This window comes from Enterobacter sp. kpr-6 (assembly GCF_900116015.1).
Classification (GTDB): Bacteria; Pseudomonadota; Gammaproteobacteria; order Enterobacterales; family Enterobacteriaceae; genus Enterobacter_D.
In genome coordinates, this window is sequence record NZ_FOYH01000008.1 from 19,370 (window position 1) to 32,491 (window position 13,122).

Here is a 13,122-nt window from a genome sequence, read left to right on the forward strand (position 1 = left end):
ATGTGGCGCAGGCTGATTTATCACCCCGAAATCAACTACGCACTGCGACAAACGCTGGTGTTATGTCTCCCTGTGGCTATCGGTCTTGCTGTCGGTCACCTTCAACAGGGGCTTCTGTTCTCCCTCGTTCCCGCCTGCTGCAATATCGCCGGGCTTGATACGCCGCATAAACGCTTTTTCAAACGCCTGATCGTCGGCGGCTCGTTGTTTGCGGGCTGTAGCCTTGCGGTGCAACTCCTGCTTGCTGAAAGCATTCCCCTGCCGCTGATTCTGGGCGGGCTGGCGCTGCTGCTTGGCGTCACGGCAGAACTGAGCACCTTACACGCGCGTCTGCTTCCCGCGTCGCTGATTGCGGCAATTTTCACCTTAAGCCTCGCCGGAAATATGCCGGTGTGGGAACCGCTGCTGATCTACGTTCTCGGCACGCTCTGGTATGGGCTGTTCAACTGGCTATGGTTCTGGATGTGGCGGGAGCAGCCGCTGCGCGAGTCGTTGAGCCTGCTTTATCGCCAGCTCGCCGATTATTGCGAAGCCAAATACAGCCTGCTGACCCAGCATGCCGATCCGGAAAAAGCCCTGCCGCCGCTGCTCGCCCGTCAGCAAAAAGCGGTCGATCTCATCAGCCAGTGCTATCAGCAAATGCATATGCTGGCGGCCAATCAGCACAACGATTACAAGCGGCTGCTGCGCGCGTTTCAGGTGGCGCTGGACTTACAGGAGCATATCTCCGTCAGCCTGCATCAGCCCGAAGAAGTGCAAAAGCTGGTGGAGCAAAGCCACGCCGAAGCGGTGATCCGCTGGAATGCCCAGGTAGTGGCAACCCGACTGCGCGAACTGGCCGACGATATCCTTTACCACCGTTACCCGCAGCGCTTTAACATGGACGCGCAAATCGGTGCGCTGGAGAAAATCGCCCGCCAGCACCCTGACAATCCGGTCGGACAGTTCTGCGCCTGGCACTTCAGCCGCATCGCCCGCGTACTGCGCACCCAGCGCCCGCTGTATGTGCGCGATCTGATGGCCGATAAACAGCGCCGCCAGCCGTTGCTCTCCGCGCTGAAAAGCTACCTGTCGTTAAAATCTCCGGCGCTGCGCAATGCGGCGCGGATTGCGGTGATGCTCGGCATCGCCAGTCTGATGAGCACCGCCCTGCATTTGCCGAAGCCCTGGTGGATCCTCATGACCGTCCTGCTGGTCACGCAAAATGGTTATGGCGCGACGCGGGTGCGCATTCTGCATCGTACAGGCGGCACGCTGGCGGGCCTGACCATTGCCGGATTCGCCCTGCACTTCCACGTCCCGGAAGGCTTTACGCTGCTCGGCATGCTGTTCATCACGCTTATCAGCTATCTGATTATTCGCAAGAGCTATGGCTGGGCCACGGTCGGTTTTACCATCACGGCGGTGTATTCATTACAGTTGCTGACGCTGACCGGCGAGCAATTTATCGTCACAAGGTTTATTGATACGCTGATTGGCTGCCTGATTGCCTTTGGCGGCATGGTCTGGCTGTGGCCGCAGTGGCAAAGCGGTCTGTTACGACAGAATGCCCACGACGCGCTGGAAGCGGATCAGGAGGCAATTCGCCTGATCCTCAGTTCAGATCCGCAGTCGGCACCGCTGGCCTATCAGCGGATGCGCGTCAATCAGGCGCACAACGCCCTGTTCAACTCGCTCAACCAGGCGATGCAGGAGCCGGGATTTAACTCGCGCTATCTGGACGATATGAAACTGTGGGTCACGCACAGCCAGTTTATTGTCGAGCATATTAACGCCATGACCACGCTGGCGCGCGAGCACACCATGCTGACGCCGGATCTGGCGCAACGCTATCTGGAATCGTGTGAAATTGCCCTGCAACGCTGTCAGCAGCGCCTGAAATATGACGACGCCGGAAGTTCGGGGGATGTGAATATTCTGGAAGCGCCGCAGACGCTGACCCAGGGGCCGATGAGCACGCTGGAACAGCACCTGCAACGCGTTCTCGGGCATCTGAGCACCATGCATACCATCTCATCGGTAGCATGGCGTCAGCGCCCGCATCACGGCATCTGGCTTAAGCGCGGCGAAAAGGGTTAACCCTTAACGACTTTCGCGACAGACTGGGCGAAGCGGCTCATTCCTTCATCAATATCCTGGCTTTCCACCACCAGCGACGGCGCAAAGCGCATCACGTCCGGCCCGGCATTCAGTACCATCACGCCCGCATCAGCAGCGGCATACAGGAAATCACGCGCCCGACCTTTATATTGCGGCTTCAGTTCCGCGCCAATGAGCAGGCCCATGCCGCGAATATCGCTGAACACGTCACACTGTTCGTCGATCTTTTGAAGATGCGCGACAAACTGCTGGCGCTTTTCTGCCACGCCGTTCAGCACTTCTGGCGTGTTAATAATATCAAACGCCGCACCCGCAACCGCGCAGGCCAGCGGATTGCCGCCATAGGTAGAACCGTGTGACCCGACGTGGAACGCGGAGGCGATCTCCTGCGTGGTCAGCATCGCGCTCACCGGGAAACCGCCGCCCAGCGCTTTGGCGCTGGTCAGGATGTCCGGCGTCACGCCGTAATGCATGTAGGCAAACAGATCGCCGCTGCGCCCCATGCCGCACTGCACTTCATCAAATACCAGCAGCGCGTTGTGCTCATCGCACAGGTCACGCAGTCCCTGCAAAAATTCCGGGGTCGCCGCTGTCACGCCGCCCTCGCCCTGGATCGGCTCAACCACCACCGCACAGGTGTGATCGTCCATCACCGCTTTCACCGCATGCAGATCGTTGAACGGCACGTGAATGATATCTGCGGGTTTCGGGCCAAAACCGTCGGAATATTTCGGCTGCCCGCCGACCGAAACGGTAAACAGCGAGCGGCCATGGAAGGCGTTATGGAAAGCGATAATTTTGGTTTTATACGGGCTGTGGCGCGTCGAGGCGTAGTACCGGGCCAGCTTGAATGCGGTTTCGTTGGCTTCAGTGCCGGAGTTCATAAACAGCACACGCTCGGCGAAAGTGGCGTCGATAATCTTGCGCCCCAGACGCAACGCAGGCTCGTTGGTGAACACATTACTGGTGTGCCACAGCGTCTCGCCCTGGGTTTTCAGCGCGTCCACCAGCGCCGGATGGCAGTGTCCCAGTGCTGTCACGGCAATCCCGCCCGCAAAATCGACGTACTCTTTTCCTGCCTGATCCCACACCCGGCTGCCTTTGCCTTTGACCGGGATAAATTCAGCCGGTGCATAAATCGGCAGGATTACTTCGTCAAATGTTGCGCGCGTAATTGCGTTTTGTTCAGTTGCCATGTCACGCCCATCCGTTTAATGGTGTATTGATTATGAAAATATAATCACAAAATATGCATAAAAAATCAGTGCGTGGCAACTAAAAATCACCGTAGCAGGAAGTTTGCCAGCAGCTGATGCCCCTGTTCGCTGAGAATACTTTCCGGGTGAAACTGCACGCCTTCCAGATCCCACTCGCGGTGACGGATACCCATGATCTCCTGCGTTTCGCTCAGGGCGGTGACCTCAAAACAGGCAGGCAGTGAAACGGGGTCGATCACCAGGGAATGATAGCGCGTCACGGTGAGCGGATTATTAAGCCCCTGAAACACGCCGCTGCCGTGATGGGTGATCAGGGAGGTTTTGCCGTGCATCACCTTTTGTGCCCGCACAATCCGCGCGCCCAGTACCTGCGCAATCGCCTGATGGCCGAGGCAAACACCGAGAATGGACAGTTTACCGGCGTAATGCTTAATGACCTCAAGCGATACCCCGGACTCATCCGGCGTGCAGGGGCCGGGAGAGATCACGATTTTCTCCGGAGCGAGCACGGCAATATCAGCCAGCGTCATCTCGTCATTGCGTTTCACCACAACCTCCGCCCCCAGCTCGCAGAAATACTGGTACAGATTCCAGGTGAAAGAGTCGTAGTTATCGATAAGCAGGAGCATGGTGCGGGATCTTTAAAATGAATAAGCGCGATGAGGCATTGTACCTGTATCGGACAAGAAAGAGCGATTTTCAGTGGCCACAAAAAGATATAATCTATCACCAGGTGCTACATTATCAGGTGACAGGATGTTTGCCAGTGCGCGTATTCAAAACAAAGTGGTTCAATAAAGCGGCCCGTACTCATGCCATTAGCGATCGCGAGTTATGTGACGCTATTGATGCAGCGCTTAGCGGGAAAACCGTCGATTTAGGCGGCGGGATTTACAAAAAAAGACTCAACCATAATCGTGACCGCGCCATCATTCTGGCCAGAGGCGGCGCTCATTGGTTTTATGCCTATTTGTATGCAAAACAAGATATGGCGAATATTAGTGAAAGCGAATTGGCTGCATTCAGAGAACTGGCCAGGCACTACGCTGCACTGACTACAGAAAAGATTACCGCGTTGCTTGCCCATAAAGAACTGGTGGAGATTTGCCATGACTGCAAAAAATAAGTTTAAAAGTCCTGCCTTTGAAGCTATTCATAGCGCCGCAGCAGGGTTACGCCATGTTGATGCCATTTCTCAGGAAACGATGCGCAGTTTTGATAAAACCTGCCTTACGCCCGTTCATGAGATTTCCCCCGGAGAAATCAAAAAACTGCGTGAAACGTTTAATATTAGCCAGCCCGTTTTCGCCCATTATCTGAACACCAGCGTTTCCACGGTGCAAAAATGGGAGAGCGGGGTTAAACGTCCGGGCGGTCTGGCGCTTAAATTGCTGGCCGTAGTGCAAAAATATGGGTTGAAAGTCCTGCTATAAAACACCGTCTACAGTGCATTCAACCCCGGAAAATCAAAATTATTCTGTATCGCCCGCTTCACTCACTACCTGGCTAAAGATAGCGGTCAGCGCGGTTAAGTCGCCCATTGCGCCGCTCTGACTGGCCTGGCTCCAGGCGTCGGGGTCGATGCCGCGCCAGTCGAGGACATAACCTGCGTGGATCGCCAGTTGTTCGAAGAAGATGCGCTGGGCGATGCCATTGCCGATACGAAACGGGTGCAGGACGTTGATTTCGCAGTAGTAGTGCGCCAGACGTTCAGTGAAAGCCTGCTTATCCAGCCCCTGTAACCAGTCCTCATCTTCCAGCGCCTGCATCAGGGCGTTGCCCTCTTTTTCGATATAGTCGAAATGGCAAAAACGCGTGTCGCCCTGGTAGATATCCACTTCCCGGATTTGTCCGGCCCAGTCAAAAATGTCCTGGTAGAGATGGCGATGGATAGCACACAAATGCGGTAGCCCGCGGACTACAGGGCCCAGATCCAGCGTGGCGGCGCGCAGGGAAGTCAGTTCGTACGCTGCCTGCTCCAGCCGCTGCACCTGGCGGATACCCAGCCGGTTGCGCATGACGTTCAGGCCTGGATAGAGATAAGGATCGCGCCCGTCGCCGAATTTATCGCTCATAGTGCCTCCTCAGTTCTTTCAGACGCACTGTCGCTTCCTCAGCGCTCAGCGTGATCAACTCACACTCGACGCCCTCAAGCCGTCGGCTGGCCTGAAAATTAACGTTACGCTGTTGTTCCCAGAGTCGGGACTTTTGCCGATCGGTGAGTTTTTTCACCATTACGCCTCCCTGAAGGTATTGCCCATTTGCCACAAGTATAAGCGGCAATTTGCGGTTACGCAGGGAAGCGGAAATGCGCGCGGGCGGAAAAGGCCCGCGCAAGGAGCGTTAAGGCAGGACTTTTGCAGAAAGGATAACTACCGGTTTTGACGGGACATTCTGGTACGGTCCTACGTCATGGGTCGGAACCTGAGAGATTTTATCGGCCACGTCCATGCCTTTCACAACTTTACCAAAGACCGCATAGCCAAAATCACGCTGACCGTGATCGAGGAAGGCGTTATCGGCCACGTTTAAGAAGAACTGGCTGGTGGCGCTGTCTTTATCCGCAGTACGGGCCATGGAGATGGTACCGCGCGTGTTACGCAGGCCGTTGTCCGCTTCGTTCTTGATCGGCGGGTTCGGCTGCTTCTGCTGCATCTGTTCGTTAAAACCGCCGCCCTGCACCATAAAGCCTGGGATCACGCGGTGAAAGGTGGTGTTGTTATAGAAACCGCTGTTCACGTAATCGAGAAAGTTTTTCACCGATACCGGCGCTTTCTGACTGTTCAGCTCCAGTTCGATATTCCCGGCAGAGGTGGTCAACAGAACGTGGGGGTCTCCTTTTGCTGCCAGCGCAGCGGGAGAAATTGCAGAGAGAGCAAACACAGCTGCTACAGCCGCCAAAGTCTTTTTAACCATGAGAATTCCTAAACATAGAACCGTGAGTAAGCGAATGGATTGATTCTAAAGAGCACTACGCCCCCAGGCCAGCCCTTTACCAAATTTTACGAATTTGAAACAGATGTAACCTGGCCCATTCTGGCGCTTTGCGGAATTAAAATGTGACACTAATCACTCTTAATCATGCAACGTATGAATAATTACGCGGAAAAGATTTAAATACATCACGCAAACGAATAAGATTTGGCCGTTCGCAGCGCTGTCAACGCGCTTTACATTTATCGACACAGGCCAGACATGACTAACAGCAATCGCATCAAGCTCACATGGATCAGCTTCTTCTCCTATGCCCTCACTGGCGCACTGGTAATTGTCACCGGGATGGTGATGGGGAATATCGCAGAGTATTTCAATCTGCCGGTTTCCAGCATGAGTAACACCTTCACCTTCCTGAACGCCGGGATTTTAATCTCCATTTTCCTTAACGCCTGGTTAATGGAAATCGTCCCCCTGAAAACGCAGTTGCGCTTCGGCTTCGTGCTGATGGTTCTGGCCGTGGCCGGGCTGATGCTCACCCACAGCCTGGCACTGTTCTCCGCCGCCATGTTCGTGCTGGGCCTGGTCAGTGGGATCACCATGTCCATCGGGACGTTCCTCGTGACCCAGATGTATGAAGGCCGCCAGCGCGGTTCTCGTCTGCTGTTCACCGACTCCTTCTTCAGCATGGCCGGGATGATCTTCCCGATGGTCGCCGCGTACCTGCTGGCACGCAGCATTGAATGGTACTGGGTATATGCCTGCATTGGCCTGGTTTACGTGGCGATTTTCATTCTGACTATTGGCTGCGAATTCCCGGCGCTGGGTAAACATGCCGCCGCGAGCGACAAGCCGGTTGAGAAAGAAAAATGGGGCGTGGGCGTGCTGTTCCTGTCCATCGCAGCGCTGTGCTACATCCTTGGTCAACTGGGCTTCATCTCCTGGGTGCCGGAATATGCCAAAGGTCTGGGCATGGATGTTGAGTCGCAGGGCAAGCTGGTGAGCAACTTCTGGATGTCATACATGATCGGCATGTGGGCGTTCAGCGTTATCCTGCGCTTCTTCGACCTGCAACGCATTCTGATGGTGCTGGCGGGTATGGCAACGGTGCTGATGTATCTGTTCATCACCAGCGGCCCGGAATATCTGTCATGGTGCATTCTGGCGCTGGGCTTTTTCTCCAGTGCTATCTACACCACCATCATTACCCTGGGCTCCCAGCAAACCAAAGTGGCCTCGCCGAAGCTGGTTAACTTTATCCTGACCTGCGGCACCGTGGGCACCATGCTGACCTTCGTGGTCACCGGTCCCATCGTTGCAAGCAGCGGCCCGCGGGCCGCGCTGATGACCTCCAACGGTCTTTACGCCGTGGTGTTCGTGATGTGCGTCGCGCTCGGCTTTGTGACCCGCCACCGTCAGCACGGTGCAGCGGCGTCCGCACACTGATTGTCCTGCCCCTTTCCGTCAGGAAAGGGGCGCTTTGCCAAAGCTAATCTCTTCCCCGCCGTTATCCATTTGCACCCAGGTCTGCGCCAGCTGTGTGGTGGCGATGATCCTCCCCTGACGAATTGACCAGCGCACCGGCACCTGTCGGCGCAGCGCATCAAAACCACTCTCCGCAGGCAGAATAATCATGTTCGCCGGATTGCCCGTTTTAATGCCGTAATCCGTCAGGCCAAATGTGCGGGCGCTGTTATGGGTGATCAGATTTAAACCTTCGTCAATTTGCTGATAGCCCATCATCTGGCAGACGTGCAGCCCCATATGCAGCACCTGCAACATATTCCCCGTTCCGAGCGGATACCACGGATCGAACACATCGTCATGCCCAAAGCAGACGTTAATGCCCGCTTCCAGTAACTCTTTCACCCGCGTAATGCCGCGCCGCTTCGGGTAATCATCAAAGCGCCCCTGCAAATGAATATTGACCAGCGGGTTAGCGACAAAGTTGATGCCAGACAGCTTCAGCAGGCGAAAGAGACGCGAGGTGTATGCGCCATTGTAAGAATGCATCGCCGTAGTGTGACTGGCGGTGACGCGCGCGCCCATGTTGTACTGGTGCGCCAGCGCAGCGACGGTTTCGACAAAGCGCGACTGCTCGTCATCGATTTCATCGCAGTGAATATCCAGCGGGCGATCGTATTTTTGCGCCAGCCGGAAAGCGATGTGCAGCGACTCGACGCCATACTCGCGGGTAAATTCGAAATGCGGAATCGCCCCGACCACATCCGCGCCCAGCCGCAGCGCCTCGTCCAGCAGGGCCTCGCCATCGGGATAAGAGAGAATGCCCTCCTGAGGAAAGGCCACAATTTGCAGATCGATCCATGGCGCAACCTCGGCTTTTACCTCCAGCATCGCTTTTAGCGCGGTCAGCCCAGGATCGGAGACATCCACATGAGTGCGCACAAACTGGATGCCGTTCGCCATCTGCCACTTCAGGGTTTGCCACGCGCGGGCTTTTACGTCCTCATGACTGAGCAGGGCTTTGCGCTCGGCCCAGCGCTCAATGCCTTCAAACAGCGTGCCCGACTGATTCCAGTTCGGTTCGCCCGCCGTTTGGGTGGTATCCAGATGGATATGCGGTTCAATAAACGGCGGGATCGCCAGCCCGCCGTGAGCGTTCAGCACTTCATAGCTTTCACTTTGCGCCTCACCCATCGGCGTGATGGCCCCAAAACGCCCCTTCTCAATCGCAATTTGCCAGCGTCCTTCCAGGCCTGCTAACCGAACGTTTTGCACTACCCACAGCGGTGTCGATGTCATGCCTTTTTCCTCAAAAGTGACCCTGAACTTTAGGAGTAGGTGATTCTCACAAAAACCCCCTCTTTTTGTACAGAAATTCCGCAACCATGAAAAGTGAGACATTTCCAAGACTTATAAAAACTTCGTGAAATCAATCATCTACTCATTAAGGAGTATGCAGAGGCTAAATTGATTTGCATCAATAAGTGCGGGTGCTGAATCGTTAAGGTAGGCAGTAATAGAAAAGAAATCGAGGCAAAAATGAGCAAAGTCAAACTCGCTATTATCGGTAACGGCATGGTCGGTCACCGTTTTATTGAGGATCTCCTCGATAAAGCCGATGCCGCACAGTTCGACATTACCGTGTTTTGCGAAGAACCCCGCAAAGCATACGATCGCGTCCACCTCTCCTCATACTTCTCTCACCACACCGCTGAAGAGCTGTCGCTGGTGCGCGAAGGCTTTTACGAGAAGCACGGCGTTAAGGTGCTGGTCGGCGAACGCGCCATCACCATTAACCGTCAGGAAAAGGTGATCCACTCAAGCGCTGGCCGTACCGTGTTTTACGACAAACTGATCATGGCGACCGGCTCTTATCCGTGGATCCCGCCGATCAAAGGCTCTGAAACTCAGGATTGCTTCGTTTACCGTACCATTGAAGATTTGAACGCCATTGAAGCCTGTGCCCGCCGTAGCAAACGCGGCGCGGTTGTCGGTGGTGGTCTGCTCGGCCTCGAAGCCGCAGGCGCGCTGAAAAACTTAGGCGTTGAAACCCACGTTATCGAATTCGCGCCAATGCTGATGGCTGAACAACTCGATCAGATGGGTGGCGAGCAACTGCGCCGCAAGATCGAAAGCATGGGCGTGCGCGTCCACACCAGCAAAAACACCAAAGAGATCGTGCAGGAAGGCGTTGAAGGCCGCAAAACCATGCGCTTTGCCGATGGCACCGATCTTGAAATCGACTTTATCGTCTTCTCTACCGGTATCCGCCCGCGCGACAAACTGGCGACCCAGTGCGGTCTGGCAGTGGCACAGCGCGGCGGGATCGTGATTAACGATTCCTGCCAGACGTCCGACCCGGATATCTATGCGATTGGCGAATGCGCCAGCTGGGACAACCGCGTGTATGGCCTGGTCGCACCGGGTTATAAAATGGCGCAGGTGACCGTTGACCACATCCTCGGCAAAGAAAACGCCTTCACCGGTGCGGATCTCAGCGCCAAGCTGAAACTGCTCGGCGTGGACGTGGGCGGGATTGGCGATGCGCATGGTCGCACGCCGGGCGCACGCAGCTACGTCTACCTCGATGAAAGCAAAGAAGTTTACAAACGTCTTATCGTCAGCCCGGATAACAAACTCCTGCTCGGCGCGGTCCTGGTGGGCGACACCAGCGATTTCGGCAACCTGCAACAGCTCGTGCTGAACGCCATTGAACTGCCGGAAAACCCGGACGCGCTGATCCTGCCCGCCCACGCAGGCAGCGGCAAACCGTCGATCGGCGTGGATAAACTGCCGGACAGCGCGCAAATCTGCTCCTGCTTCGACGTAACCAAAGGCATGTTGATCTCTGCCATCAACAAGGGCTGCCACACCGTTGCAGCGCTGAAAGCGGAAACCAAAGCCGGTACTGGCTGCGGCGGCTGTATTCCACTGGTGACTCAGGTGCTGAACGCTGAACTGGCGAAACAGGGCATCGAAGTTAACAACAACCTGTGCGAACACTTCGCGTTTTCTCGCCAGGAGCTTTACCACCTGATCCGCGTGGAAGGCATTAAATCCTTCGACGAACTGCTGAACAAATACGGTAAAGGCTACGGCTGCGAAGTGTGTAAACCGACCGTCGGTTCACTGCTGGCCTCCTGCTGGAACGAATATGTGCTGAAACCGCAGCACACGCCCCTGCAGGATACCAACGACAACTTCCTGGCAAACATTCAGAAAGATGGCACCTACTCGGTGATCCCACGCTCTGCGGGCGGTGAAATTACCCCGGAAGGGCTGATGGAAGTGGGCCGTATCGCCCGTGAATTTAACCTCTACACCAAAATCACCGGTTCTCAGCGTATCGGCCTGTTCGGTGCGCAGAAAGACGACCTGCCGGAAATCTGGCGTCAGTTGATTAACGCAGGCTTTGAAACCGGTCACGCGTATGCCAAAGCGCTGCGTATGGCGAAAACCTGTGTCGGTTCCACCTGGTGCCGTTACGGTGTGGGCGACAGCGTTGGTTTCGGCGTTGAGCTGGAAAACCGCTACAAAGGCATCCGTACGCCGCACAAAATGAAGTTTGGCGTCTCTGGCTGTACCCGTGAATGTGCCGAAGCGCAGGGTAAAGACGTGGGCATCATCGCCACCGAAAAAGGCTGGAACCTGTATGTGTGCGGTAACGGCGGGATGAAACCACGCCACGCCGACCTGCTGGCTGCCGATCTCGACCGCGAAACCCTGTTGCAGTACCTCGATCGCTTTATGATGTTCTACATCCGCACTGCCGACAAACTGACCCGTACCGCCTCCTGGCTCGATAACCTGGAAGGTGGGATTGATTACCTGAAGAGCGTCATCATCGACGACAAACTGGGTCTGAACAGCCAGCTTGAAGCAGAAATGAAACGTCTGCGCGATGCGGTGATTTGCGAGTGGACCGAGACCGTCAACGATCCGCAGGCGCAGGTGCGCTTCAAACACTTTATCAACAGCCCGCAGCGCGATCCGAACGTGCAAACCGTCCCGGAACGCCAGCAACACCGCCCGGCAACGCCGTATGAACGCATTCCGGTCACCTTAGTGGAGGAAACCGTATGAGCCAGTGGAACACGATTTGCGACCTCGCTGACATCATCCCGCAGACCGGCGTGTGTGCGCTGGTCAACGACCAGCAGGTCGCGATTTTCCGCCCGCGCCAGGACGAGCAGGTTTTTGCCATCAGCAATATCGACCCGTTTTTCCAGGCCAGCGTGCTGTCCCGTGGGTTGATTGCGGAACACAACGGCGAGCTGTGGGTTGCCAGCCCGCTGAAAAAACAGCGCTTCCGCCTGAGTGATGGCCTGTGCATGGAAGATGCCAGCCACTCAGTCGCGCATTTTGACGCGCGGGTGAAAGACGGCCTGGTACAGATTAAAGCGTAATTTTTTACCCCTCACCCCGGCCCTCTCCCACAGGGAGAGGGGGAAAACCGGATAACACCGGCATCGGACTGTCCCCTCTCCTGGACGAGAAAACGGGCACCGGACGGTTCCCTCTCCCTCAGGGAGAGGGTTAGGGTGAGGGTGTTTTCTTAACCTTATTTCTTATTTTTAAACTTCATTGGGATAATCAACATGTACACAGACACTATTAACAAGTGTGCGGCTAACGCTGCGCGCATTGCACGGCTCTCGTCGCAAAATCCACTGGGCTTCTGGGTCAGTTCCGCCATGGCGGGCGCATACGTTGGCCTCGGCATCATTCTGATCTTCACCCTCGGCAACCTGCTTGAACCCGCCGTGCGTCCGCTGGTGATGGGTGCCACCTTTGGTATCGCGTTAACGCTGGTCATCATCGCCGGGTCTGAACTCTTCACCGGACACACCATGTTTCTGACCTTCGGTGTGAAAGCCGGCACCATCAGCCAGGGCCAGATGTGGGCGATTCTCCCGCAAACCTGGATGGGTAACCTGCTGGGTTCCGTGTTTGTCGCCCTGCTGTATAACTGGGGTGGTGGTAGCCTGCTGCCGCTCGATACCAGCCTTGTGCACACGGCAGCGCTGGCCAAAACCACCGCACCCGCGATGGTCCTGTTCTTCAAAGGCGCGCTCTGTAACTGGCTGGTTTGTCTGGCGATCTGGATGGCAGTGCGTACCGAAGGCGCAGCAAAATTCCTCGCAATCTGGTGGTGCCTGCTGGCGTTTATCGCTTCCGGCTACGAGCACTCCGTCGCCAATATGACCCTGTTTGCCCTCTCCTGGTTTGGTCATCACAGCGACGCGTACACCCTCTCCGGTATTGGCCACAACCTGCTGTGGGTCACGCTCGGGAATACTTTATCTGGCGTCGTATTTATGGGGCTGGGTTATTGGTATGCTACTCCTCGTGCTGAGCGTCCGGCTCCCGCAAAAGCGGCGTTGGGCGAAACTGTAAGCCAATAAAA

Annotated in this window: 13 protein-coding genes; 7 read left to right on the forward strand and 6 right to left on the reverse strand. The window is 55.8% G+C overall.

Features of this window, described 5'->3' with window-relative positions:
• The gene (locus BM373_RS16940) at positions 1-2,079 is read left to right on the forward strand and encodes a YccS/YhfK family putative transporter (protein WP_090463959.1); all 2,079 of its coding nucleotides are present in this window, start codon (positions 1-3) and stop codon (positions 2,077-2,079) included.
• Here BM373_RS16940 and BM373_RS16945 read toward each other — a convergent pair.
• Both BM373_RS16945 and pabA read right to left on the reverse strand, forming a co-directional pair.
• Positions 2,076-3,296 carry a bifunctional acetylornithine/succinyldiaminopimelate transaminase gene (locus BM373_RS16945; protein ID WP_090463962.1) on the reverse strand — a complete coding sequence of 407 codons (1,221 nt, stop codon included), beginning with the start codon at positions 3,294-3,296 and terminating at the stop codon, positions 2,076-2,078. The two genes, BM373_RS16940 and BM373_RS16945, sit on opposite strands and share 4 nt — an antisense overlap.
• 86 nt (positions 3,297-3,382) lie before the next feature.
• The gene (pabA, locus tag BM373_RS16950; RefSeq protein WP_090463965.1) at positions 3,383-3,946 is read right to left on the reverse strand and encodes an aminodeoxychorismate synthase component 2; all 564 of its coding nucleotides are present in this window, start codon (positions 3,944-3,946) and stop codon (positions 3,383-3,385) included.
• Positions 3,947-4,083: 137 nt separating this feature from the next.
• On the opposite strand from pabA, the gene BM373_RS16955 reads away from it, so the two are divergent.
• Positions 4,084-4,443 (forward strand): type II toxin-antitoxin system RelE/ParE family toxin, encoded by a 360-nt coding sequence (locus tag BM373_RS16955; RefSeq protein WP_090464344.1) that lies wholly within the window; start codon positions 4,084-4,086, stop codon positions 4,441-4,443.
• Positions 4,427-4,750, forward strand: coding sequence for a helix-turn-helix domain-containing protein (locus BM373_RS16960; protein ID WP_090463968.1), 324 nt, complete (start codon positions 4,427-4,429; stop codon positions 4,748-4,750). Before BM373_RS16955 ends, BM373_RS16960 begins: the two co-directional genes overlap by 17 nt.
• A 39-nt stretch (positions 4,751-4,789) precedes the next feature.
• On the opposite strand, the gene BM373_RS16965 is transcribed toward BM373_RS16960, so the two are convergent.
• The 3 genes from BM373_RS16965 to ppiA form a co-directional block, all read right to left on the reverse strand.
• On the reverse strand, positions 4,790-5,392 hold the full coding sequence (locus BM373_RS16965; RefSeq protein WP_090463970.1) for a putative adenosine monophosphate-protein transferase Fic: 603 nt from the start codon (positions 5,390-5,392) through the stop codon (positions 4,790-4,792).
• Entirely contained in the window at positions 5,382-5,549 is a 168-nt protein-coding gene (locus BM373_RS16970) for a YhfG family protein (RefSeq protein ID WP_090464347.1), read from the reverse strand. Before BM373_RS16970 ends, BM373_RS16965 begins: the two co-directional genes overlap by 11 nt.
• A 111-nt stretch (positions 5,550-5,660) precedes the next feature.
• The gene (ppiA, locus tag BM373_RS16975; RefSeq protein ID WP_090463973.1) at positions 5,661-6,233 is read right to left on the reverse strand and encodes a peptidylprolyl isomerase A; all 573 of its coding nucleotides are present in this window, start codon (positions 6,231-6,233) and stop codon (positions 5,661-5,663) included.
• A gap of 279 nt (positions 6,234-6,512) precedes the next feature.
• On the opposite strand from ppiA, the gene tsgA reads away from it, so the two are divergent.
• A complete protein-coding gene (gene tsgA / locus BM373_RS16980; RefSeq protein WP_090463976.1) occupies positions 6,513-7,697 on the forward strand; it encodes an MFS transporter TsgA in 1,185 nt (394 codons plus the stop codon).
• An 18-nt stretch (positions 7,698-7,715) separates the two neighbouring features.
• Here tsgA and BM373_RS16985 read toward each other — a convergent pair whose 3' ends face one another.
• A complete protein-coding gene (locus tag BM373_RS16985) occupies positions 7,716-9,014 on the reverse strand; it encodes a cytosine deaminase (protein WP_090463979.1) in 1,299 nt (432 codons plus the stop codon).
• A 240-nt stretch (positions 9,015-9,254) separates the two neighbouring features.
• On the opposite strand from BM373_RS16985, the gene nirB reads away from it, so the two are divergent.
• The 3 genes from nirB to nirC all read left to right on the forward strand — a co-directional run bounded on the left by nirB (position 9,255) and on the right by nirC (position 13,120).
• Complete coding sequence (gene nirB / locus BM373_RS16990; RefSeq protein WP_090463982.1) at positions 9,255-11,798, forward strand: nitrite reductase large subunit NirB; 2,544 nt, start codon at positions 9,255-9,257, stop codon at positions 11,796-11,798.
• Entirely contained in the window at positions 11,795-12,121 is a 327-nt protein-coding gene (gene nirD, locus BM373_RS16995) for a nitrite reductase small subunit NirD (protein WP_090463985.1), read from the forward strand. Before nirB ends, nirD begins: the two co-directional genes overlap by 4 nt.
• A gap of 192 nt (positions 12,122-12,313) precedes the next feature.
• Entirely contained in the window at positions 12,314-13,120 is an 807-nt protein-coding gene (gene nirC / locus BM373_RS17000; RefSeq protein WP_090463988.1) for a nitrite transporter NirC, read from the forward strand.
• The last annotated feature ends 2 nt before the right edge of the window (positions 13,121-13,122 follow it).